At 60.9% G+C, this 23,565-nt stretch carries 22 protein-coding genes and 2 tRNA genes; 10 read left to right on the plus strand and 14 right to left on the minus strand.

All coding sequences use genetic code 11. From position 1 onward, the window contains the following. The first annotated feature begins 266 nt into the window (after positions 1-266). From DJFAAGMI_RS14935 to DJFAAGMI_RS14970, 8 genes are all read left to right on the plus strand, one after another. Entirely contained in the window at positions 267-1,196 is a 930-nt protein-coding gene (locus tag DJFAAGMI_RS14935; protein ID WP_211457717.1) for a polyprenyl synthetase family protein, read from the plus strand. A 39-nt stretch (positions 1,197-1,235) separates the two neighbouring features. Further along, positions 1,236-1,312: transfer RNA gene (locus DJFAAGMI_RS14940), tRNA-Pro, on the plus strand. A gap of 138 nt (positions 1,313-1,450) precedes the next feature. Further along, the gene (pilB, locus tag DJFAAGMI_RS14945) at positions 1,451-3,193 is read left to right on the plus strand and encodes a type IV-A pilus assembly ATPase PilB (protein WP_211457718.1); all 1,743 of its coding nucleotides are present in this window, start codon (positions 1,451-1,453) and stop codon (positions 3,191-3,193) included. A 24-nt stretch (positions 3,194-3,217) separates the two neighbouring features. Beyond that, positions 3,218-4,435, plus strand: a complete 1,218-nt coding sequence (locus DJFAAGMI_RS14950) for a type II secretion system F family protein (protein ID WP_167006283.1) — start codon at positions 3,218-3,220, stop codon at positions 4,433-4,435. Next, on the plus strand, positions 4,435-5,310 hold the full coding sequence (locus tag DJFAAGMI_RS14955; protein ID WP_211457719.1) for a prepilin peptidase: 876 nt from the start codon (positions 4,435-4,437) through the stop codon (positions 5,308-5,310). The genes DJFAAGMI_RS14950 and DJFAAGMI_RS14955 overlap by 1 nt, the downstream gene beginning before the upstream one ends. A 3-nt stretch (positions 5,311-5,313) precedes the next feature. Continuing rightward, on the plus strand, positions 5,314-5,940 hold the full coding sequence (gene coaE / locus DJFAAGMI_RS14960; protein ID WP_211457720.1) for a dephospho-CoA kinase: 627 nt from the start codon (positions 5,314-5,316) through the stop codon (positions 5,938-5,940). Positions 5,941-6,027: 87 nt separating this feature from the next. After that, entirely contained in the window at positions 6,028-6,783 is a 756-nt protein-coding gene (gene zapD / locus DJFAAGMI_RS14965; RefSeq protein ID WP_211457721.1) for a cell division protein ZapD, read from the plus strand. Positions 6,784-6,882: 99 nt separating this feature from the next. Then, positions 6,883-7,092 (plus strand): DNA gyrase inhibitor YacG, encoded by a 210-nt coding sequence (locus tag DJFAAGMI_RS14970; protein WP_034357520.1) that lies wholly within the window; start codon positions 6,883-6,885, stop codon positions 7,090-7,092. 117 nt (positions 7,093-7,209) lie between these two features. Here DJFAAGMI_RS14970 and DJFAAGMI_RS14975 read toward each other — a convergent pair whose 3' ends face one another. From DJFAAGMI_RS14975 to secA, 4 genes are all read right to left on the minus strand, one after another. Further along, positions 7,210-7,680 carry an NUDIX domain-containing protein gene (locus tag DJFAAGMI_RS14975; RefSeq protein ID WP_052084630.1) on the minus strand — a complete coding sequence of 157 codons (471 nt, stop codon included), beginning with the start codon at positions 7,678-7,680 and terminating at the stop codon, positions 7,210-7,212. A gap of 12 nt (positions 7,681-7,692) precedes the next feature. Continuing rightward, positions 7,693-8,628, minus strand: a complete 936-nt coding sequence (locus tag DJFAAGMI_RS14980; RefSeq protein WP_034348267.1) for an ATP-binding protein — start codon at positions 8,626-8,628, stop codon at positions 7,693-7,695. A gap of 294 nt (positions 8,629-8,922) precedes the next feature. Then, complete coding sequence (gene argJ / locus DJFAAGMI_RS14985; RefSeq protein WP_211457722.1) at positions 8,923-10,152, minus strand: bifunctional glutamate N-acetyltransferase/amino-acid acetyltransferase ArgJ; 1,230 nt, start codon at positions 10,150-10,152, stop codon at positions 8,923-8,925. 346 nt (positions 10,153-10,498) lie between these two features. Continuing rightward, a complete protein-coding gene (gene secA / locus DJFAAGMI_RS14990) occupies positions 10,499-13,258 on the minus strand; it encodes a preprotein translocase subunit SecA (protein WP_211457723.1) in 2,760 nt (919 codons plus the stop codon). Positions 13,259-13,587: 329 nt separating this feature from the next. On the opposite strand from secA, the gene DJFAAGMI_RS14995 reads away from it, so the two are divergent. Next, positions 13,588-13,893: a hypothetical protein gene (locus DJFAAGMI_RS14995; RefSeq protein WP_043003510.1), complete on the plus strand. Its 306-nt coding sequence runs from the start codon at positions 13,588-13,590 to the stop codon at positions 13,891-13,893. Between the two features lie 55 nt (positions 13,894-13,948). Here DJFAAGMI_RS14995 and DJFAAGMI_RS15000 read toward each other — a convergent pair. From DJFAAGMI_RS15000 to petA, 6 genes are all read right to left on the minus strand, one after another. After that, a tRNA-Thr gene (locus DJFAAGMI_RS15000) sits at positions 13,949-14,024 on the minus strand. A gap of 97 nt (positions 14,025-14,121) precedes the next feature. Beyond that, on the minus strand, positions 14,122-14,640 hold the full coding sequence (locus DJFAAGMI_RS15005) for a ClpXP protease specificity-enhancing factor (RefSeq protein WP_211457724.1): 519 nt from the start codon (positions 14,638-14,640) through the stop codon (positions 14,122-14,124). 99 nt (positions 14,641-14,739) lie between these two features. Beyond that, a complete protein-coding gene (locus tag DJFAAGMI_RS15010; protein WP_003058564.1) occupies positions 14,740-15,351 on the minus strand; it encodes a glutathione S-transferase N-terminal domain-containing protein in 612 nt (203 codons plus the stop codon). Between the two features lie 100 nt (positions 15,352-15,451). Beyond that, the gene (locus tag DJFAAGMI_RS15015; protein ID WP_003058566.1) at positions 15,452-16,207 is read right to left on the minus strand and encodes a cytochrome c1; all 756 of its coding nucleotides are present in this window, start codon (positions 16,205-16,207) and stop codon (positions 15,452-15,454) included. 17 nt (positions 16,208-16,224) lie between these two features. After that, complete coding sequence (locus tag DJFAAGMI_RS15020) at positions 16,225-17,640, minus strand: cytochrome b (protein ID WP_003074023.1); 1,416 nt, start codon at positions 17,638-17,640, stop codon at positions 16,225-16,227. 14 nt (positions 17,641-17,654) lie between these two features. Further along, entirely contained in the window at positions 17,655-18,257 is a 603-nt protein-coding gene (petA, locus tag DJFAAGMI_RS15025) for a ubiquinol-cytochrome c reductase iron-sulfur subunit (protein WP_034364476.1), read from the minus strand. A 149-nt stretch (positions 18,258-18,406) separates the two neighbouring features. Here petA and mscL point away from each other — a divergent pair, with 149 nt between their 5' ends. Further along, complete coding sequence (gene mscL, locus DJFAAGMI_RS15030) at positions 18,407-18,841, plus strand: large conductance mechanosensitive channel protein MscL (RefSeq protein ID WP_003058572.1); 435 nt, start codon at positions 18,407-18,409, stop codon at positions 18,839-18,841. Positions 18,842-18,954: 113 nt separating this feature from the next. On the opposite strand, the gene pdxA is transcribed toward mscL, so the two are convergent. The 4 genes from pdxA to DJFAAGMI_RS15050 form a co-directional block, all read right to left on the minus strand. Continuing rightward, on the minus strand, positions 18,955-20,013 hold the full coding sequence (gene pdxA / locus DJFAAGMI_RS15035) for a 4-hydroxythreonine-4-phosphate dehydrogenase PdxA (RefSeq protein ID WP_211457953.1): 1,059 nt from the start codon (positions 20,011-20,013) through the stop codon (positions 18,955-18,957). A gap of 81 nt (positions 20,014-20,094) precedes the next feature. Continuing rightward, entirely contained in the window at positions 20,095-20,853 is a 759-nt protein-coding gene (locus DJFAAGMI_RS15040; protein WP_283245776.1) for a Nif3-like dinuclear metal center hexameric protein, read from the minus strand. A gap of 115 nt (positions 20,854-20,968) precedes the next feature. Beyond that, the gene (locus DJFAAGMI_RS15045; RefSeq protein ID WP_211457725.1) at positions 20,969-22,543 is read right to left on the minus strand and encodes a malonate--CoA ligase; all 1,575 of its coding nucleotides are present in this window, start codon (positions 22,541-22,543) and stop codon (positions 20,969-20,971) included. Positions 22,544-22,572: 29 nt separating this feature from the next. Continuing rightward, on the minus strand, positions 22,573-23,535 hold the full coding sequence (locus tag DJFAAGMI_RS15050) for a Bug family tripartite tricarboxylate transporter substrate binding protein (protein WP_211457726.1): 963 nt from the start codon (positions 23,533-23,535) through the stop codon (positions 22,573-22,575). Positions 23,536-23,565: the final 30 nt, after the last annotated feature.

Genomic DNA, 23,565 nt, shown 5'->3' on the forward strand with positions numbered 1-23,565 from the left:
CTGCTGCCATACCCCTAGGAAGCGCTTCAGCATCCCCGCACGCCGCGACCGTGGCCGCGCGGGACAGATGTCAGGCACAGGTGCGCGGTGAGGCTTGCACCTTGCGAGCGACAGCAATGTCGCAGCCCTCGTTCACTTGAACGGGCTCTGAGGACACCACGCAAAACTTGGTTGCATCTTTCTATAATCGTGAGTCCACTTGGCGGTTCATCACCTTGACTACAGAAATTTCCACATCCAATCCGCTTGCCTTGATCGCAGATGACATGCGCGAAGTGGATATCGTCATTGCTCAGCGACTGACAACCAGCGTCCCCCTGATCGCACAGATCTCCCAATACATCATTGCCGCAGGCGGCAAACGCCTGCGTCCGGCGCTGCTGCTGCTGATCGCCGGCGCCCTCGGCCACCAGGGCAAGAACAAATACATTCTGGCCGCCGTGGTGGAACTGATCCACACGGCTACCTTGCTGCACGACGATGTGGTGGACGAATCCACACTGCGCCGCGGCAGGGCCACGGCCAACGAAACCTTCGGCAACCCGGCCAGCGTTCTGGTCGGAGACTTTCTGCACACCCGCTCCTTCCAGATGATGGTGGAAGTGGGCAGCATGCGCGTGCTGCAGATTCTGTCCGACGCCACCAATGTGATCGCGGAAGGCGAAGTCCAGCAGCTCATCAACACCCATGATGCATCGCTGAATGAAGCCGGCTATCTGCATGTAATCCGCTCCAAGACCGCCCAGCTCTTCGAGGCCAGCGCACAGCTGGCTGCCGTGCTGGCCGGCGCCTCGCCCGAAATGGAACAGGCCTGCGCCACCTATGGTCAGGCCCTGGGAACGGCTTTCCAGATCATCGACGATGTGCTGGACTACACCGGCAACGCCCAGGAAATGGGCAAGAACCTGGGCGATGACCTGCGCGAAGGCAAATGCACCCTGCCCCTGATCGCAGCCATGCAGCGCGGCAGCGCCGAGCAGGCTGCCATTATCCGCAACGCCATCGAGCAAGGCTCCACCGACCAGCTCGACGCCGTGGTGGACATCGTGCGCAGCACCGGCGCCCTGGACATTGCCAGAGCGGCCGCACATGCGGAAGCCCAGCGCGCCATTGATGCCTTAGCCACACTGCCAAGCAATGCATACACCGCAAGTTTGCTACAATTAGCCTCTCAGCTTTTGGAGCGCCGCACCTGAATCGCCAGGTGCACTTGGGTGCTCGACAAACAAAGCTTGCGGGGTGTAGCTTAGCCTGGTAGAGCGCTACGTTCGGGACGTAGAGGCCGGAGGTTCGAATCCTCTCACCCCGACCAATCTCTTTTTTGTCGCCGTTTCTTGCGCCAGGTTCAATGACGCTGTGTTGACGCAGGCATGCGGGTCTGACAGCATACCGCTGGTAACAACAAGAATGGTAGGATAGGACTCCTCCTACACCTCCCAGACTTGGATACATGGCCGCTGCCGACAATCTGCAAAAGAACGCTCCTGCGCCCATTGCCATCCCCGGTCTAGGCAGAGCCCTGATTTCCGCCGGCAAGGTCTCGCAGCAAGCAGCCGAAAACGCAGCCAAGAAAGCAGCCACAGGCAAGACCCCATTCATCACCGAACTGAGCCAGTCGGGCGAGATCAGCGCGCTGGAAATTGCCGAAACCATCTCCATGATGTTCAGCACACCGCTGCTGGACCTCAACGCCATCGACGCCCAGCAACTGCCACGCGAGCTGCTGGATCCCAAGATCAGCAACGCCTACCGCGTGCTGGCGCTCAGCAAGCGCGGCAACCGGCTCACCATTGCCACGGCAGACCCCACGCAGCAGGAAGCGGCCGAGCAGATCAAGTTCACGACCCAGTTGCTGGTGGACTGGGTGGTTGTCGAGGCCGACAAGCTGCAAAAGCTGGTCGAGCAGACCGGCAAGAGCGTCAGCGAATCCCTGGACTCCTATTCCAACTCAGGAGACTTTGACTTCGACGACGTCAAGATCGAGGATGCCCCCGAGGAAAAAGACAATGCCGTCGGCGCCGAGGTTGAGGATGCGCCGGTCGTCAAGTTTCTGCACAAGATGCTGCTAGACGCCTTCAATATGCGCGCGTCCGACTTGCACTTCGAGCCCTACGAACACAATTACCGCGTGCGCTTTCGTATCGACGGCGAGTTGCGCGAGATCGCCTCGCCCCCGATCGCGATCAAGGACAAGCTGGCTTCCCGCATCAAGGTGATCTCGCGCCTGGACATCTCGGAAAAGCGGGTTCCGCAGGATGGTCGCATGAAGCTCAAGGTCGGCCCCGACCGCGTCATCGACTTTCGTGTCAGCACCTTGCCCACGCTGTTTGGCGAGAAGATCGTGATCCGTATTCTGGACCCGAGCTCGGCCAAGATGGGCATCGACGCCCTGGGCTACGAACCCGAGGAAAAGGAGCGCCTGCTCAAGGCCATCAACCGCCCCTACGGCATGATTCTGGTCACCGGCCCCACGGGCTCGGGCAAGACCGTTTCGCTCTACACCTGCCTGAACCTGCTCAACCAGCCAGGCGTCAACATCGCCACAGCCGAAGACCCCTCCGAAATCAACATGCCTGGCGTCAACCAGGTCAATGTGAACGAGAAGGCCGGCCTGACCTTTGCCGCTGCGCTCAAATCCTTTCTGCGTCAGGACCCGGACATCATCATGGTCGGTGAAATCCGTGACCTGGAAACCGCCGACATCTCGATCAAGGCCGCCCAGACCGGGCACCTGGTGCTGTCCACGCTGCACACCAATGATGCTCCGACCACACTGACGCGCATGCGCAATATGGGTATCGCCCCTTTCAATATTGCCTCCAGCGTGATTCTGATCACCGCCCAGCGTCTGGCACGACGCCTGTGTGCTCAGTGCAAGGAGCCCGCCGACATACCGCACGACGCCCTGATCGAAGCCGGCTACGCTGAAGAGGAGCTCGACGGCAGCTGGGTCAGCTACAAGCCTGTGGGCTGCCCTGCCTGCAACAACGGCTACAAGGGACGTGTCGGCATCTATCAGGTGATGCCCATCAGCGAGGAGATTCAGCGCATCATCCTGCGTGACGGCAGTGCGCTGGAAATTGCCGCACAGGCCAAGGCCGAAGGAGTACGCTCTCTGCGCGGCTCGGGCCTGCATAAAGTCAAGCTGGGTCTGACCTCACTCGAAGAAGTGCTGGCGGTCACCAACGAGTAAAACCAGTATCAGTGAGGGAACGCCATGGCAAGCGCAGCGTCCAAGGGAATCAAGGAATTTCTCTTCGAGTGGGAAGGCAAGGACCGTAACGGCAAGATCGTTCGCGGTGAGACTCGTGCCGGCGGGGAAAACCAGATCCAGGCCATGCTGCGCCGCCAGGGGGTGACTCCGTCAAAGATCAAGAAACGCAGAACCCGCGGCGGCAAGAAGATCAAGCCCAAGGACATTGCGCTCTTCACGCGCCAGCTGGCCACCATGATGAAGGCCGGCGTGCCTCTGCTGCAGTCTTTCGACATCGTGGGTCGCGGCAATACCAATCCTAATGTCACCAAGCTGCTCAACGACATCCGCTCCGATGTGGAGACCGGCACCTCGCTGAGCGCTGCTTTCCGCAAGTTTCCGCTCTATTTCAACAGCCTCTACTGCAACCTGGTGGAGGCCGGCGAGGCCGCAGGTATTCTGGAATCACTACTGGACCGTCTTGCAACCTACATGGAGAAGACGGAAGCCATCAAGTCCAAGATCAAGTCGGCGCTGATGTACCCTACATCGGTCATGATCGTGGCCTTTGTGGTGGTGACCGTGATCATGATCTTCGTGATCCCGGCCTTCAAGGAGGTCTTCACCTCCTTCGGTGCCGACCTGCCCGCTCCCACCTTGCTGGTAATGGGTATCAGCGATTACTTTGTCCAGTACTGGTGGCTGATCTTCGGCGTGCTGGGCGGCGGCATCTACTTCTTCATGCAGGCCTGGAAACGCAACGAGCGCGTGCAGCAGTTCATGGACCGCACCGTGCTCAAGCTGCCCATCTTCGGCGTGCTGATCGAGAAATCCTGCGTGGCTCGCTGGACGCGCACGCTGTCCACCATGTTTGCCGCCGGCGTGCCGCTGGTCGAGGCGCTGGACTCCGTGGGCGGCGCCTCGGGCAACTACCTCTACAAAAACGCCACCGACAGGATTCAGTCGGAGGTTTCCACGGGCACCAGCCTCACGGTTGCCATGGCCAATGCCAATATCTTCCCTTCCATGGTGCTACAGATGTGCGCCATCGGCGAGGAATCGGGCGCCATCGACCATATGCTGGGCAAGGCCGCTGACTTCTATGAAAGTGAAGTGGACGAAATGGTGGCGGGTCTGTCCAGCCTGATGGAGCCCATCATCATCGTCTTCCTGGGCACCTTGATCGGCGGCATCGTGGTGTCCATGTATCTACCTATCTTTAAGTTGGGTCAAGTGGTCTGATGATTTCCGAACTGGTGTTGAATGCCGCTGCCGGCGGCGTCCTGGGCTTGCTGATCGGCAGCTTTCTGAATGTGGTGATCCACCGCCTGCCGCTGATGATGGAGCAGGAATGGCATGCCGAAGGTGTGCAATGGGCCGAGGAACAGAAGGAGAAGGACAAGGGCGCCAGGATCGAGCTGCCACCCGCCAAGCCTGCCGTCACGCTGAGCCAGCCCAGATCGCGCTGCCCGCATTGCGGCCATCAGATTGCCTGGTACGAGAACATTCCCGTGCTCAGCTATCTGTTTCTGCGTGGCCGCTGCACCGAGTGCAAAAAGCCCATCAGCCTGCGCTATCCCTTGGTCGAACTGGTTTGCGCCGCACTGTTTGCCTTCTGTCTGGGTCGTGACGGCCTGACCGCCACCGGCTTTGCCTGGTGCGGCTTCAGCGCGGCGCTGCTGACGCTTGCCTTGATCGACTGGGACACCACATTCCTGCCGGATTCCATCACTCTGCCACTGCTCTGGGCCGGACTGATCGCCTCCGCCCTGCAATGGACCCAGGTGCCATTGCAGCAGTCGCTGTGGGGCGCCGTCGCAGGCTATCTGTCGCTGTGGCTGATCTTCTGGGCCTTCAAGCTGGCAACGGGCAAGGAAGGCATGGGCTATGGCGACTTCAAGCTCTTTGCCGCGCTTGGCGCCTGGTTCGGCTGGCAGGCACTGGTGCCCATCATTCTCATGGCCTCGGTCGTGGGTGCCGTCATCGGCATTGCGCTCAAGATCAACAGCCAGCTGCGCGAAGGTGGCTATGTACCCTTCGGTCCTTTTCTCGCGGGCGGCGGTTTTGTCAGCCTGATCTGGGGCCCCCAGGCCGTGCTCGGCTTTGTGGGTCTTTAAGCCATGCAATCCTTGCCCGAGCGCTCACCATTCAGACTGGGACTGACGGGTGGCATTGGCAGCGGCAAGAGCACGGTTGCGGCCAGGCTGCAGGCCTGCGGCGCAACGCTGATCGATGCCGACCATATCTCGCGCAGCCTGACGGCAGCTGGAGGCATGGCCCTGCCTCTTATCGCCCAGGCTTTTGGCGCCGGCCTGATCGACACGCAGGGCGCCCTCAACCGCGCCCGCATGCGCGAGCTGGTCTTTGCCGATCCCAGCGCGCGGCAGCGCCTGGAAGCCATACTCCACCCTCTGATCGCCGAGCAGACCCGGCAGCAGCATGAAGCAGCCGTGGCGGCCGGCAGCAAGCTCATCGTGCACGACATCCCGCTGCTGGTCGAGTCCGGCCACTGGCGAGCCAGGCTGGATGGGGTACTAGTCGTGGACTGCCGCGAGAGCACGCAGACGGAGCGCGTCATGGCGCGCAGCGCTCTGAGCCGCGAGGCCGTTCAGGCCATCATCGACGCCCAGGCCACGCGCGCGCAGCGCCTGGCAGCGGCCGACTGGGTCGTCTACAACGATGACGGGGTCACAATCGAAACTCTCCACGCATATACCGATCAAATCGCTGCATGGTTCGGGCTATGATGCAGGCCATGGCTTGGCCTGTGCGTGTGATCGCCGCATGTGCACGTTGACCGCTGATTCCTGTGCGCCCCGAGGAGCCCAGCAAACGTGATCCTGTACGAATATCCTTTTAACGAGCGTCTGAGAACTTATCTGCGCCTTGAGCAGCTGTATCGCCGTCTGCGCGAGCTGCTGACCCGCGCACATTCGGTCGATCATCACTTCGCCCTGATCACCATCTTCGAGATCATGGATGTGGCCTCGCGCAGCGATCTGCGGGCCGACGTCATCAAGGATCTGGAGCGCCAGAAGCACCTGCTGGACGTGCTGCGCGACAACCCCGATATTTCCCAGCACATGCTGCACCAGGTGGCGCGCCAGGTGGAAGGCTGCTTTGCCACCATCAATGCACAGACCGGCAAGACCGGCCAGGCGCTGACCGAGAACGAATGGCTGATGTCCATCCGCAGCCGCGTGGGCATACCCGGAGGCACCTGCAGCTTTGACCTGCCGGCCTATCACGCCTGGCAGAACCTCGATCCGCGCTACCGCCAGCGCGACCTCGAAGACTGGGCCGGCGAGCTGACCCCGCTGGGTCAGGCGCTGGAGCTGATTCTGCAGCTGCTGCGCGAGACCGGCATTCCCCAGCGCGTGGTGGCCGAGCATGGCCTGTTCCAGCAGGCCATGCCGGCCGGCCGCAGCTTCCAGCTGCTGCGCCTGCGCATAGACCCGCATCTGAATCTGGTGCCGGAGATCAGCGGCAACCGCCTGCTGGTATCGGTGCGCCTGCTCAAGCTGGCCCATGGCGGCAAGCCCCAGCCCAGCAATGACGACGCTTCTTTCGAGCTGACGCTCTGCGCATAAGTCCCCGGCAGTCTTCTCGTCCCGATTGAGCCGCAGATTGCGGCTCAATGGCTTTCAGGGTCGGCCACCCGTGTTTTCCAGCTGTGATACATCTACGCCATGAGCACTGACAAGCAATCCCCCACCATGGTGAAATGCCCGACCTGCGGCGGCCCCAGCGTTTTTTTGCCCAGCAACAAGTTCCGCCCCTTCTGCAGCGAGCGTTGCCGCAATATCGATCTGGGCGCCTGGGGCAATGAAGAGTTCCGCGTTCCGGCTCAGACGCCTCCCGAAGATGCGCCGTTTGGCGATCCGCGCACGGAAAACTAAGCAAGACAGCAAAAACAAGAGCGCCTTTCGTACAGTATTTCTTGATTTCAGCTTGATTACCCAAGTAAATCCAGACTCACCGTACTCAAGGCGCTCTCCATTCAGGAGCGAAACGCTTCAATCCACGGGTTGCTGCGCCTCGTAATGGCTTTGATCAAAAACCAGGCCGCGCTCCTCGCTCAGCCATTGCAGCACAGGATAGGCTCCTGGCAGGACTGGGTGCACATCAAGCGGCAGCTGCTGCCAGGCCATCTGCTGGCCCTCGCGCATCTCGAACTCGCCCGTCCATTGCGTCACCTTGCACCAGTGCAGACGCACCAGCGCATGCGGGTAATCATGCTCGGTCACCTTCCAGGCATGGGCCTGGCCGATGGTCACGCCCAGCTCTTCGATCAGCTCGCGGCGCAAAGCCTGTTCCACGCTTTCACCGGCCTCCAGCTTGCCGCCAGGAAACTCCCAGTAGCCCGCATAAGGCTTGCCTGCAGGGCGGCTTGAAATCAGCAGCGCCCCATCGGATTCGCGCAACAGCACGCCCACGGCCACTTCCGTGTGCTTGCGCTGCGCCTGTGTTTCAGCAGTCACTTCCACAACACTCTTTCTTCATTCCAGGTCTGCTTCTTCAGCCAGACCGTCCACATCTTCAATGCGCTTCTTGACCGTCACGGGACGCTCGTTGCGGCCTGCGTAGTCGCGCGCGAACTGGTGGGCCACACGACCGCTGCGCGAGCCGCGCTCCAGCGCCCAGACCAGGGCTTCGGGCCTGGCCGCCTCGATGGTGGCCTGGTCCATGCCCAGCGCAGACAGCCACTGCGCCACCACGCGCAGATACTCGTCCTGGCTGAAGGGGTAGAAGCTCACCCAGAGACCGAAGCGCTCGGACAGGGAAATCTTTTCCTCCACCACCTCGCCGGGATGGATCTCGCCGTTCTCGCTTTTTTGCTGCGCCAGGTTGTCCGTCATGTACTCGGGCAGCAGATGGCGGCGGTTGCTGGTGGCATAGACCAGCACATTGGGCGTAGCTGCGGAAACCGAGCCATCCAGCATGGACTTCATGGCCTTGTAGCCGGGCTCGCCCTCTTCGAAGCTCAGATCGTCGCAATAGATGATGAACTTCTCGCTGCGGCCAGCGACTACGTCGACGATGTCGGGCAGATCGGTCAGATCGGCCTTGTCCACCTCGATCAGACGCAGGCCCTGGGGCGCATAGCTGTGCAGACAGGCGCGGATCAGCGAGGACTTGCCCGTGCCGCGCGCGCCCGTCAGCAACACGTTGTTCGCCGTGCGACCGCTGACGAACTGCTCGGTATTGCGGGCAATCTTTTCCTTTTGCACGTCAATGTTCTGCAGATCGGACAGCTGCATGGCGCCCACATGGCGCACCGGCTCCAGCACGCCGCAGCCGTTCGCGCGCTTGCGGTAGCGCCAGGCAATCGCCGCATCCCAGTCGGCGGGCGCCTGCAGGGGCTGGGGCAGCACGGACTCGATGCGCTGCATCAATTGCTCGGCACGCTCGACCAAGCGCTCCAAAGGGTTCATCACATCTTGCACGATCGAATCTCCATCTGTTTTTATAGCTGCTAGCGTTTGATACTGCTTGATTTCAATGAGAAAAATAACTGAAATCCACTAAATACAAGCGATAACAGCTTCTTAATTCATAGCGCCATCACTTTAAAACTGGCGCACCCAAAACCAGAGACAGCGAGCAAGCGCCGCCGCGCAGCGAGGCTGTCGTCCCTCTCCCATAGCGCGCAGCACGTAGAGAGAGGGGGGGAAGGCGCGTTGCCCAGGCGGAACCGCCTAGGCAAAGCGCCTCAGGGGGTGAGTCAATTACGACCGGTAATCCGCATTGATGGTCACATATTCGTGACTCAGATCGCAGGTCCACACCGTCTGCGCGGCATCGCCACGACCCAGCAGCACGCGCACCACGATCTCCTGCTGCTTCATCACGCGCTGACCGTCTTCTTCCTTGTAGGAAGGATTGCGACCGCCATCGACCACCACATGCACATCGTCCAGGTACAGATCGATTTTGGTCTGATCCAGATCGGCAATGCCGGCATAGCCCACAGCGGCCAGGATGCGACCCAGGTTGGGGTCGGAAGCAAAAAAGGCTGTCTTGACCAGGGGCGAGTGGGCAATGGAGTACGCGACCAGACGGCACTCTTCCTCATTCCTGCCGCCCTCGACCTTGACGCTGATGAACTTGGTGGCGCCCTCGCCATCGCGAACGATCGCTTGGGCGAGCTTTTGTGCCACTTCCAGCAATGCTGCCTTGAGCTGCTCGCCCTCGGCACTGGAGAGCGCCGTGATCTGGGCATTGCCGGCCTTGTGGGTGGCGATCAGCACGAACGAGTCATTGGTGGAAGTGTCGCCATCAATGGTCACGCGGTTGAAAGAGCCGTCGGCCAACTCCTTGACCAGAGGCTGCAGCAGCTCGGGGGCAATCGCCGCGTCCGTGGCCAGAAAGCCCAGCATGGTCGCCATATTGGGGCGGATCATGCCCGCGCCCTTGCTGATGCCGGTGATGGAAACCGTCTTGCCGCCAATGCTGACGCTGCGGCTGAAGGCCTTGGGCAAGGTGTCGGTGGTCATGATGCCTTCGGCAGCCGTGGCCCAGTTGTCAGCCTTGGCGGCAGCGATGGCCTTGGGCATGCCCGCCACGATACGGTCAACGGGCAGCTCTTCCATGATCACGCCGGTGGAAAAAGGCAGGATCTGGCCTGCGCTCAGGTCCAGCTCCTTGGCCAGAGCCGCACAGGTGGCGCGGGCATTGGCCAGACCGGCGGCGCCGGTGCCGGCATTGGCATTGCCGGTGTTGACGACCATGGCACGGATGCCGATGCCGGCCGCCAGATGCTCGCGGCAGATCTGCACGGGAGCGGCGCAGAAACGGTTCTGGGTGAACACGCCGGCCACAGAGGCACCTTCGTCGAGCAGGAACACCGTCAGGTCCTTGCGATTGGCCTTGCGCACGCCGGCTTCGGTAACACCAATGCGAACGCCATTGATCGCCAGCAGATCAGCGGCGACGGGAGCGGAAAGATTCACGGACATTTCTGTATGTTCCTGAGAGAGGCCTCCCCCTGTGCCGCTGCGCGGCTTCCCCCGAGGGGGACGACATCTTCGCCGCGAGGCGGCTCTTGCTCGATGTCTCTGGCCAAGAGCGCGCCCCGTGCAGCAGCCTAGGGGTCGAAAGTTAAAACGTTCCCCATTATCGGAACAAACGGAGGCCTGATCGGACTTGCCGGATTTTGTTGCGCAAAAAGCTGCGCCCCAATGCAAACACGGGCCGCAGCCCGTGTTGTTCGATAACGCATGCTCAAGTCAGAGACGGCCAGCAAGAGGCGCCCCACAGCAATGAGCCCCGTCAATGGGGGAAGGCGCAAAGCGCCTCAGGGGGTCAGGACAGCTTGCCGTGGCAAAGCTTGAACTTCTTGCCGCTGCCGCAGGGGCAGGGATCGTTGCGACCCACATGCACGCCCTCGGGCATGGCCAGCGGTTCGGCCAGCGTCACGTCGTCCTCGATGCTCATGCCTTCGGTATCCGAGGGCGAGGCATAGCTCATGTGCTCCAGGCTCTGGGCGCCGCGCTCGTTCATGGCGACGGCAGCTTCGTCCATCTCTTCGCGTGAGCGGACCTGGACCGTCATCAGCACGCGGGTGACTTCGGTCTTGACCTGGTCGATCAGCTGGCGGAACAGTTCGAACGCCTCGCGCTTGTACTCCTGCTTGGGCTGCTTCTGGGCATAGCCGCGCAGGTGAATGCCCTGGCGCAGATAGTCCAGCGCGGCCAGGTGGTCGCGCCAGTTGGTGTCGAAGCTCTGCAGCAGCACGGCACGCTGGAATTGCGTGAAGTTCTCCTGACCGATCAGGGCCACCTTGGCATCGAACAGATCGTGGGCAGCCTTGACGACCTTTTCCAGAATCTCTTCGTCGGTGATGGATTCCGAACCCGCCACGTCCTGCTGCAAGGGCAGGTCGATCTGCCATTCGCTGGCCAGCGCCTTTTCCAGGCCGGGCACGTCCCACTGCTCTTCCATGGACTCGGCCGGCACATACTGGCGCACCAGGTCGGTAATCACGTCCTCGCGCATGGCGGCCAGCATGCCGTTCAGATCGGTCGAATCCAGAATGTCGTTGCGCTGCTGGTAGATCACCTTGCGCTGGTCGTTGGCCACGTCGTCATATTCGAGCAGCTGCTTGCGCATGTCGAAGTTGCGGGCTTCCACCTTGCGCTGTGCAGACTCGATGGAGCGGGTCACGATGCCGGCCTCGATGGCTTCGCCTTCGGGCATCTTCAGGCGGTCCATGATGGCCTTGACACGGTCACCCGCGAAGATGCGCATCAACTGGTCGTCCAGGCTCAGATAGAAGCGCGAGGAACCGGGATCGCCCTGACGGCCCGAACGGCCGCGCAGCTGGTTGTCGATACGGCGCGACTCGTGACGCTCGGTGGCGATGATGCGCAGACCGCCCAGGGCCACGATCTTGTCGTGGGCCACCTGCCAGTCGGCACGCAACTGCTCGATCTGCTGGTTGCGCTCGGTCTCGCTGAGCGCCTCGTTGCTCTCGATGGCCTTGAGCTGCTTGTCGATATTGCCACCCAGCACGATGTCGGTACCACGGCCGGCCATATTGGTGGCGATGGTGATCATGCCTTCGCTGCCCGCCTGGGCAATGATGTCGGCCTCGCGCTCATGCTGCTTGGCGTTGAGCACCTGATGAGGCAGCTTCTCGCGGGTCAGCAGCTGGTCGATGATTTCGGAGTTCTCGATCGAGGTCGTACCGACCAGCACGGGCTGGCCGCGCTCGTAGCACTCGCGGATATCCTTGATCGCCGCATCGTACTTTTCCTTGGTGGTCTTGTAGACGCGATCGAGCTGATCCTGGCGCTTGCTGGGCTTGTTGGGCGGCACCACCACGGTCTCCAGGCCATAGATTTCCTGGAATTCGTAGGCTTCGGTGTCGGCCGTGCCGGTCATGCCCGACAGCTTCTTGTACAGACGGAAGTAGTTCTGGAAGGTGATCGAGGCCATGGTCTGGTTCTCGGCCTGAATGGCCACACCTTCCTTGGCCTCCACGGCCTGGTGCAGGCCATCGCTCCAGCGGCGGCCTGCCATCAGGCGGCCGGTGAACTCGTCCACGATCACGATTTCGTCGTTCTGCACCACATAGTGCTGATCGCGGAAGTACAGCTGGTTGGCACGCAGCGCGGCGTACAGATGGTGCACCAGAGAGATATTGGAGGGATCGTAGAGCGACGAGCCTTCGGTGATCAGGCCGGCATGGCTCAGCAGGCGCTCGGCCGCTTCATAGCCCTGGTCGGTCAGATAGACCTGATGGGATTTCTCATCGACCGTGAAGTCGCCGGGCTTGGTCACGCCTTCGCCCGTGCGCGGATCGGCTTCGCCTTCCTGACGCACCAGATTCGGCACGATCTGATTCATGGCCACATACATGGCCGTGTGATCCTCGGCCGGACCGGAGATGATCAGCGGAGTGCGCGCCTCGTCGATCAGAATCGAGTCCACCTCGTCGACGATGGCGTAGTTCAGCACGCGCTGCACACGGTCGCCGGGCTCATACACCATGTTGTCACGCAGGTAGTCGAAGCCGTACTCGTTGTTCGTACCGTAGGTGATGTCGGAGTTGTAGGCTTGCTGCTTTTGCTCGCGCGACAGATTGGGCAGGTTGATGCCCACCGACAGGCCGAGGAAGTTGTAGAGGCGAGCCATGGTCATGGCATCGCGGTTGGCCAGGTAATCGTTGACAGTCACCACATGCACGCCCTCGCCCGACAGGGCATTGAGGTACACGGGCAGCGTCGCGGTCAGCGTCTTGCCTTCACCGGTGCGCATTTCGGCAATCTTGCCGTCATGCAGCGCCATGGCGCCCAGCATCTGCACGTCAAAGTGACGCATCTTCATGACGCGCTTGGAGCCTTCGCGCACCACGGCAAAGGCTTCGGGCAACAGCTCGTCCAGCGCCTCGCCCTTGGCAACGCGATCCTTGAACTCCTGCGTCTTGGCGCGCAATGCCTCATCGCTGAGCTTTTCGTACTCAGGCTCCATCGCATTGATGCGAGCGACTGTCTTACGGTATTGCTTGAGCAACCGGTCATTGCGGCTGCCGAACAGTTTGGTGAGGAAATTGGTGGCCATGCGTGCGAAGGCACATCGCTTTTTTGCCGGTTGCGCAAAGCAATGTGTCCAGAATTCCTTGATTGTTGGTCTTCAGATGGGGCCGTCCCCGGGGCCGTCAAGAGCCACACCCAAAATAGGTGAAAACCTCCTGGCGCCTCCAAAACAGGAACAGGACCAAAAAATCATTCTAACCGCGCAAGCCTGCCCTGGTTTTGCGCTGCTTCAGAGTACGTACGGGATTGCGTCGCAAGCGCAGGCACATCAACGCAAACGACCCGCACTGCCGCATTCATTGCCGACTGCGCTAAGCTTGGGCTTCGCCCCTCACCCAACCGCCCGCCCTTCGCATGACCATTGTTCGCCGTCATCACGCAGTTACCGCCATCAGTGCCATGGAGTCTTCTCCCACATTGGCGCGCCTGGCAGCGCTGACGCAGGACTCAAGCAACCGGCTCAAGGCTGTCCTGCCGCTGGTGCCGCCCATGCTGCGCGCCAGCCTGCAGGCCGGGCCCATTGATGAAGACGGCTGGTGCCTGATCGTAAAAAACAACGCAGCTGCCGCCAAAGTGCGCCAACTGCTGCCCGCCATGGCGGCCCATCTGCGCACCAAAGGTTGGGCCGTCACCAGCATACGCATCAAGGTTCAGGCCTGATAAGGCTTTTTAGGCACTGAAAAACAAAAAAGGCCTCCGAAGAGACCTATTTGTTTGGTGCCGGTTGTCGGATTCGAACTGACGACCTACCGCTTACAAGGCGGGTGCTCTACCAACTGAGCTAAACCGGCGAAGACTGAATTCTAACGTAGAAAAACAGCCCCAAAAGAAGAAACCCGAAATTTCTTGGCTTGCCCTCGGGCATCCGGTTTCAGGATGTCTCCCCGCTTATTTCACACGCTTGAGCGCCGGACGGCCACCTGCAGGTGGTGGCGTACGAGGAGCATCATCTTCACCGGAAGCCTCTGCTTCTGCCTTGACGGGAACCAGCTGCACCACACGCTCGGCCGAGGATTCGTCATCCGACTCCATCTCGGGCTCGCCATCATCCATCAATAACACATCGCCATCCTCGGAGACTTCGTCCTCCTCGGGCGGGAAGGCCATGCCCTGGCCGGTTTCGCGGGCATAGATGGCCATGACGTTCGCCACGGGAACCATGATTTCCCGAGGCTGGCCACCAAAGCGTGCCTTGAATTCCACGTACTCGTTGCCGATCAGCAGGCCGCTGGTCGCGTCGTAGCTGATGTTGAGCACGATCTGGCCATCGCGCACAAACTCCATGGGCACCTGGGTGCTGCGATCCACACGCACGGCGATATGCGGCGTCAAGCCATTGTCGGTACACCATTCAAACAAAGCCCGCAGCAGATACGGACGGGTTGAAGTCGTTTCAGGGGCTGTCATCTCGTTTCCTGACGAATCAAATCCAGAAGATTGCAAAGACAAAAAAGCGGGCAGATGAAGGAAATCCCTTCAGCATGCCCGCTCTGCGCTCATGTGCAATTACTTGCGCATGACCTTTTCGGAAGGCGTCAGCGCTTCAATGTAAGCCGGACGCGAGAAGATGCGCTCGGCATACTTGAGCAAAGGAGCGGCATTCTTGGACAGCTCGATGCCGTAGTAGTCCAGGCGCCACAGCAGCGGAGCAATGGCCACGTCCAGCATGGAGAAGTTCTCGCCCATGATGTACTTGTTCTTCAGGAAGATGGGAGCCATCTGGGTCAGGCGATCACGGATATGGGCACGGGCCTTTTCCAGAGCCTTTTCATTGCCCTTGACGTTGCGCTCTTCGAGTGCGCTCACATGCACGAACAGTTCCTTCTCGAAGTTCAGCAGGAACAGGCGCACACGGGCACGATCCACGGGGTCGCCAGGCATCAGCTGGGGATGGGGAAAGCGCTCATCGATGTACTCGTTGATGATATTGGACTCGTACAGGATCAGGTCGCGCTCGACCAGGATTGGCACTTGACCATAGGGGTTCATCACGGCGATCTCTTCGGGCTTGCTGAACAAGTCCACATCGCGGATCTCGAAATCCATGCCTTTTTCAAACAGCACAAAGCGGCAGCGGTGTGAGAAGGGGCAAGTCGTTCCCGAATAAAGCACCATCATGGTGGAGACTCCTAAAAATCAAAAAGAGTGGGTTGCCCACGGCACCCCACTCTGCACTAACACGGTTTGGCTGCAGACAACTGCTGCACGGCGGCAAAGCTTATTTCACGTCTTTCCAGAACGCGGCATTCAGGCGCCAGGCGATAAAGATGAAGATACCCAGGAAAATCAAAACGCCCACACCGATACGGGTTCGAGTGTTCTGAGCCGGCTCCCCCATCCATTGCAGGTAATTCACCAGATCGCCAACTGCCTGATCGTACTGCACTGCGCTCATCTTGCCAGGAGACACCTGCTCCCAACCCTTGAAGACCTGGGTCTTAGTTCCGTGGTCGTCATGCTCTTCGAAGATGGCGCGACGCTCGCCCTGCAGCTCCCACAGCGCATGCGGCATGCCTACGCTGGGAAAGGCGAGATTATTCCAGCCTGTGGCCTTGGTGTCATCCCTGTAGAAAGTACGCAAGAAGGTATACAGGTAATCGGCACCAGAGCCACCCGAGCCGGCACGTGAGCGCGCAATCACCGTCAGATCGGGAGGATTGGCACCGAACCACTCCTTGGCCTCCTTAGGATTGATGGCGGCCTTCATGGTCTCACCCACCTTGTCGGTGGAAAACAGCAGATTGTCCTTGATGTCCTGCTCGGTCAGACCGATGTCCTTCAAGCGGTTGAAACGCATGAAGGCAGCGGAGTGGCAGCTCAGGCAGTAGTTGACAAAAATCTTGGCACCATTTTGCAGAGATGCCGTATTGCTGGTGTTGACCGGCGCCTTGTCCCAGTGGATGCCGCCTTCGGAGGCTTGCGCAGCACCGGCGATACCCAGGGCCGCAACCAGGGTCAGAATCAGTTTCTTCATTCTTGTTCTCTCCTGCTTCAGTGAGGCTTGAAGGTCACACGCTCGGGCACGGGCTTGGTCTCGCCCAAGCGACTCCACCAGGGCATGAGCAGGAAGAAGCCGAAGTAGAACAGCGTGCCGACCTGAGACACCTTCTCGCCAATCGGCGACGGAGGCTGCACACCCAGATAGGCCAGGACGACGAAATTCACCACAAACACGGCATACACATACTTGTGCCAGCTGGGGCGATAGCGAATCGACTTGACCGGGCTGCAATCGAGCCAGGGCAAGGCAAAGAGGATGATCACCGCACCACCCATCACGACCACACCCCAGAACTTGGCGTCGATGGACAGCATCATGGCGATGGCACCCAGCGCCACGATGGCCACTGCACCCTTGGCAAAACCGGGCAGGCGCGACTTGAGAATGCCGTAGCCGGCACCCAGCACCACGCAGGCGATCAGCACATACATCATCTCGCCGGTGATGGCACGCAGCATCGAATAGAAGGGCGTGAAGTACCAGACGGGAGCAATGTGATTGGGCGTCTTGAGCGGGTCGGCGGGGATGAAGTTGTTGTACTCCAGGAAGTAGCCGCCAAACTCGGGCGCAAAGAACACCACGGCCGAGAACAGGAACAGGAACACCGTCACGCCGAAGATGTCATGCACCGTGTAGTAAGGGTGGAAGGGAACGCCATCCAGAGGGCGACCCTTTTCATCCTTGGGTGCATTCGGACCCTTGATTTCGATACCGTCGGGATTGTTGGAGCCCACATCGTGCAGCGCCAGCAAATGCGCCACGACCAGACCCAGCAGCACCAGGGGCACGGCAATCACGTGGAAGCTGAAGAAGCGGTTCAGCGTTGCATCGCCCACCACATAGTCGCCGCGGATCAGCAAGGCCAGATCGGGGCCGACAAAGGGGATGGCGGAGAACAGGTTCACGATCACCTGGGCGCCCCAGTACGACATCTGGCCCCAGGGCAGCAGATAGCCCATGAAGGCTTCGGCCATCAGCACCAGGAAGATGGCGCAACCGAAGATCCAGACCAGTTCGCGCGGTTTGCGGTAAGAACCGTACAGAAGACCGCGAAACATATGCAGATAGACCACCACAAAGAACGCCGAGGCGCCCGTGGAGTGCATATAGCGGATCAGCCAGCCCCAGGGCACATCACGCATGATGTATTCCACCGAAGCAAACGCCTTTTCGGCGTCGGGCTTGTAGTGCATCACCAGGAAGATGCCGGTGACGATCTGGATCACCAGCACCAGCAGCGCCAGCGAGCCGAAGATGTACCAGAAGTTGAAATTCTTGGGAGCGTAGTACTCCGACATATGGACGCGGTACGCATCGAATGCCGTCGGAAACCGGTTCTCCAGCCAGTTCATGGCCTTCGCTCCGGTCGTGGAGTTCGGGTCGATTTGCTTGAATTCGTGGGCCATTGTTCTTGTCTCCCTCAGGCTGCCTTGGTGTCTTCACCAATCAGCAGCTTGGTGTCGGACAGATACATATGTGGCGGCACCTGCAGGTTGTCCGGCGCTGGCTTGTTCTTGAACACCCGGCCGGCCATGTCAAAGGTGGAGCCATGGCATGGGCACAGGAAACCGCCCTTCCAGTCTGCGGGCAGCGAAGGCTGAGGCCCGGCAACGAACTTGTCGGTGGGCGAGCAGCCCAGGTGGGTGCAGATGCCCACGACCACGAGGATTTCAGGCTTGATGGAGCGCGCTTCATTTTGCGCATAGGGCGGCGTGAACTCTTCGGGGTGACGCACCGATTTCGGGTCCGCCAGTTCGCCATCGAGGCCAGGCAAGTCCTTGAGCTGCTCGGGTGTGCGCTTGATGATCCACACCGGCTTGCCACGCCACTCGACGGTGAGCTTCTCACCATCCTTGAGATTGGAGATATCCACCTCTACCGCAGCACCTGCTGCTTTGGCTTTTTCAGAAGGCTGGAAGGAGCTCACAAAAGGGACGGCCGTTGCCACACCGCCCACGGCACCAGCACATGCTGACGTGATGATCCACGTGCGCTTGCTGGAGTCGACTGGAGAGTCACTCATGGATTTCCTCGAAGTACATCGCTTGATTTGGGGTCAACTGCAAATTCTAGCGGTGGGGTTATGGTTATTCCAGCCCCAGTCCGACGTTGACAACCGCCAAAGTCACGCAATACTGCGCTATCTCAAACTCTTAGTGACTGGAACTGCTTATGGGCATGATGCAAGAATTCCGTGAGTTCGCAATCAAGGGAAACGTCATGGATCTTGCCGTGGGCGTGATCATCGGCGGCGCGTTCGGGAAAATCGTTGATTCCGTGGTCAACGACCTGATCATGCCTCTGGTGGGTCTGTTCTTTGGCAAGCTGGATTTCTCCAACCTGTTCGTCGTTCTGGGCACCATGCCCGAGGGAGTTCCACGCACACTGGATGCGCTGAAAAAAGCAGGCATTCCTGTATTTGCCTATGGCAACTTCATCACCGTTGCAGTGAATTTCGTAATTCTGGCCTTCATCATTTTCATGATGGTCAAGCAGATCAACCGCCTCAAGCGCGAGGCACCTGCGGCACCGGAGCAAGCACCTGCTACGCCTGAAGACATTCAGCTGCTGCGTGAGATCCGCGACAGCCTCAATCGCAAGGCTTGAGATCCTTCAGGTCTGATGACTGCAAGCCTGCCGACCCCGGCAGGCTTTTTTCATGGGGCGCTGGCGTGCATGCATCCGGACGGATGTCGCACCGAACTGCCGCCGAGAAACAGTCAAATCGCCAGACTGCGTGCCATATGTACGGCTTCGAGCAGGCTGGCCTCGTCAGCCACGCCCTGGCCGGCAATGTCAAAGGCCGTGCCATGGTCGGGACTGGTGCGCACCAGCGGCAAACCAAGGGTCACGTTGACGCCTTTTTCCACACCCAAATATTTGACTGGGATCAACCCTTGGTCGTGGTACATCGCCAACACCACATCGAATTCACCCGGATGGGCTGGCGTATTTCGCGCCCGCATGAAGACAGTGTCCGGCGCAAACGGCCCCTGCACATCCATGCCTTCGGCCTGAGCTGCCGCGATCGCCGGGGCAATGATCTCGATTTCCTCACGACCGAAGATGCCGCCCTCGCCCGCATGCGGATTGAGCCCGGCCACGGCAATGCGAGGCGCGCGTCCCAGATTCCTGCTCAGCGCCTGATGCGTGATGCGCAAGGTCTGCAGGATCTGCGGCCCGGTCATGGCCTCGATGGCCTCGCGCAGCGACACATGGATGCTGACCAGCACGGTGCGCAACTCTTCGTTCGCCAGCATCATGCGCACCGGCATCTGCTCGAGCGAAACGCCCGCATGGGCGGCCGCCTCGGCCTGCAGAAGTTCCGTGTGCCCGGGGAAAGTCACACCCGCCAGATGCAGCGCCTCCTTGTGCAGGGGCGCCGTGACCAGGGCGGCAATCTCGCCACGCAAAGCCGCTTGCGCGGCCCAGACCACGCATTGCGCTGCGGCCTGCCCGGCAGCTGCGCAAATCTGGCCATAGGGCTGAGGCCCCGCCAGTCCCGGCAGATTCAGCAGCGCGACAGCACCCTCCGGGACAGACCAGGCTTCGCCCGGCTCATCGATCACCACCACGGGCTGAGCGATGCACTGATCGCCCTCAGCAGCACGGGCGGCCAGCGCTGTGGCACGGCGCAGAGTCTGCAACTCGCCCACCACAAAGCAGCCGCGCATGGCCTGCGGCGCGGCCCGGAAGGCCTTGGCGATGATTTCAGGCCCTATGCCTGCGCAGTCGCCCTGGGTGATGGCGATGGTTTGGGTTGAAGCATTGACGGACATAGGCATCAGGGTCGCCGCAAGCTCCTCTGTTCTCAAGTGCTTGCAGCCATCAAAAGTGAGAGACGAAGGTCCGGGACCGGATCAGGCCGGGTTGTCGATATCGATGAAGCGGTGCTCCAGCCCGCACTCCTGGGCCACATGAGCCGCCACGGCCGGCGCGCCATAGCGCTCGGTCGCATGATGGCCGGCAGCAATAAAGCTCACACCCATCTCGCGCGCCAGATGCATCTGGGGCTCGGAGATCTCGCCGGTGATATAGGCATCGGCGCCGGCGGCAATCGCGGACTCGAAAAAGCCCTGCGCCCCTCCGGTGCACCAGGCCAGCTTGCGGATCGGCCTGTGCTCCTGTGCACCGGCCAGCGTCACCTTGCGCCCCAGCACGGCTTGCACATGTTCGGCCAGAGCGGCGGCATCGGCAAAGTCCGCATCGGCCAGCCAGCCCAGGTTCTGGTCGCCGAATGCGGCCTGTCCCTGCACTCCGAGCCGCGCCCCGAGTTGCGCGTTATTGCCCAGTTCGGCATGGGCATCCAGCGGCAGGTGATAGGCAAACAGATTGATGTCATGTGCCAGCAGCAGGCGGATGCGCTCCTTGAGCCAGCCCGTGATGCGACCATCCATGCCGCGCCAGAACAGACCGTGGTGCACGAAGACGGCATCGGCCCCGCCCTCGATCGCTGCCTCGATCAGGGCGCGACTGGCCGTCACACCGCTGACGATGCGACGAATCTCGCTCTTGCCTTCGACCTGCAGGCCGTTGGGTCCGTAGTCCTTGAAGCGTTCGGGCTGCAGCAAGGCATCGAACGCCTGCAGCATGTCTTGGCGGGTGGTCATCATGGGCATGATTGTCGCATCCGCCGCACTTCAAAATAAGGAGCTGCTAGCTCATGCAATTAAAGCATTTCAGTACTAAATACATCTGAACACACTTTCTAACATGCGATATAAGCTATTGTTTTCATAGTAACAAATCCCGGTAACGATCACGCAGCAAGTTTTTCTGCACCTTGCCCATGGCGTTGCGCGGCAGCTCCGAAACGACAACGCAGCGCTTGGGAATCTTGAAGTTGGCAAGCCGGGACTTGAGCGCGGCGACGATGGCGGCGCCGTCGAGCGAATGGCCGCTCCTGGCGACGACCACCGCCACCCCCACCTCTCCGAAATCCGGGTGCGGCACACCGACCAGGGCGCTCTCGGCCACGCCGGGCATATCGTTGATAAAGCCTTCGATCTCCGCCGGGTAGACGTTGTAGCCGCCGCTGATGATCAAATCCTTGCTGCGACCCACGATGGTGACATAGCCGCGCTCATCCACCCTGCCGACATCTCCGGTCCTGAACCAGCCGTCCGCAGTGAACTCCTGTGCCGTTTTTTCAGGCATGCGCCAGTAGCCCTTGAAGATATTGGGTCCCTGGACCTCGATGGCACCGATCTCGCCCGTGGGCAGCGGCAGCCCGCTGTCGCCCGCCACACGCACCCCCACACCGGGCAGCGCAAAACCCACGGTGCCACCGCGGCGCTCGTCCTGGCCACCGTGGCGCGCATCGGGCGCATAGGGGTTGGAGGTGAGCATGATGGTCTCGCTCATGCCATAGCGCTCCAGGATGGTGTGGCCGGTGCGCTGGCGCCACTCGCCAAAGGTTTCGATCAGCAGCGGCGCGGAGCCGGAGATGAACAGCCGCATCCGGCTGGCCGCCTCCCTGGTCAGCGCCGGCTCGGCCAGCATGCGCACATACAGCGTCGGCACGCCCATGAACACGGTGGCGCGCGGCATGGCGGCGATCACGGCCCTGGCGTCGAATTTCGACATCCAGATGATCTTGCTGCCATTGATGAGCGCGCCATGGATGGCGACGAACAGCCCGTGTGCATGGAAGATCGGCAAGGCGTGGATCAGCACGTCGCCGCCCTGCTCGCGCGTGCGCCAGCCCCAGTACTGCCTGAGCATGAGAGCGTTCGAGAGCAGATTGCCATGCGAGAGCATCGCCCCTTTGCTGCGGCCGGTGGTGCCGCTGGTGTAGAGAATGGCGGCCAGATCGTCGGCCCGGCACGGCACAGGCACCTGCACGTCGTCGAAGCGCAGCGCCTGCTCCAGCAGGCTGCCGTCCTGCGCTTCGCCCAGCGTGAAGACATGCTGCGTGCCGCAGGCCGCGGCCACCTTTGCCACCCAGTCCGCATTGCCGGGCGTGCACACCACCACGGCGGGCTCGGCATTGCCGATGAAATATTCGATCTCGGCGCTCTGGTAGGCGGTATTGAGTGGCAGGAACACATGGCCCGCCCGCAATGTGGCCAGGTACAGCATCAGCGCTTCGACCGACTTTTCCACCTGCACCGCAATACGGCTGCCGGCGGGCAGACCGAGCGAAGCCAGCCAATTCGCCATGCGCGCACTCATGCGGTCCAGATCGCGCCAGCTGTAGAGAAGCGGCTCACCTGCGGATGCCTGGGGCGACACGGCCTCGATGGCGACCTCATCCAGATCGGCTGGAAAGGCGGCACGCAGTGCGGTGAACATATTGTTATCAGACATACGAAGAACTCTCTTTGGTGGAAACCGATTCATTGCCCGGCCATGGCCCGCTCGGCAACGGCTTTCTGCTTCTTGCCATCGGCCTGGGCCCAGGCCTCGAACTCCTGGGGCGATGCCGAGGGATAGGCCACAACGCCCTGTTTTTCAAGCTTGGCCTTGACTTCCGGGTCGCTCAAGGCCTGGCGGCTGGCCTCGAACAGCTTTTGCGTGATCTCCCTGGGCAGCTTGGCCGGTCCATACAGACCGAACCAGAGCGTGAAGTCCGCCCCGTCGATGCCGGACTCCTGCATGGCCGGCAAATCGGGAAACAGCTGCGAGCGCTGGGCCGTCGTCACGGCCATGATGCGCAGCTTGCCGCCAGCGGCCATCGGCATCACCGAGGGCGGCGTGCCGAAGGTCATGTCCACATCGCCCGCGCCCACGGCCTGGATCGACGGCGCGCCGCCCTTGAACGGCACATGCAGCATGTCGATGCCGGCGGCATGTGCAAACGAGGCCCCCGCCAGATGGGTGACCACACCGGAGCCGGACGAGGAATACGTCAGCTTGCCGGGATGCTTGCGGGCCTGCTCGATCAGTCCGGCCACCGTTTTCTCGGGAAAGTCCTTTTTCACCGCCAGCAGCATCGGCGAATCGCTCCAGCGCATGATGGGCGTGAAGCTCCTGACGCCGTCATAGCGAGCACTCTTGTAAAGAATCTGGTCCGTGCCATACAGATTGGCAGAGCCCAGCAGCAAGGTGTAGCCGTCGGCTGGCGCCCGCGCCACCAGGTCCGACGCGATCGTCGTGCCTGCACCGGGGCGGTTGTCCACCAGCACCGGCTGGTTCAACACCCGCCCCAGCTTTTCGCTGACGATGCGCGCCACCGCGTCGGCGCCGCCGCCGGGTGGAAAACCTACCATCAGCGTGATGGGCCGCGACGGATAGCTGTCTGCCAGCACCAGCGCGCTGGCGCTCAGCAGGCAGGCCGATACCAATGCTTTCTTGAACATGCTTGTCTCCTTGGTGGAAGGTATGGATGT

This window comes from Comamonas brasiliensis, assembly GCF_018292285.1.
GTDB classification, from domain to species: domain Bacteria; phylum Pseudomonadota; class Gammaproteobacteria; order Burkholderiales; family Burkholderiaceae_C; genus Comamonas; species Comamonas brasiliensis.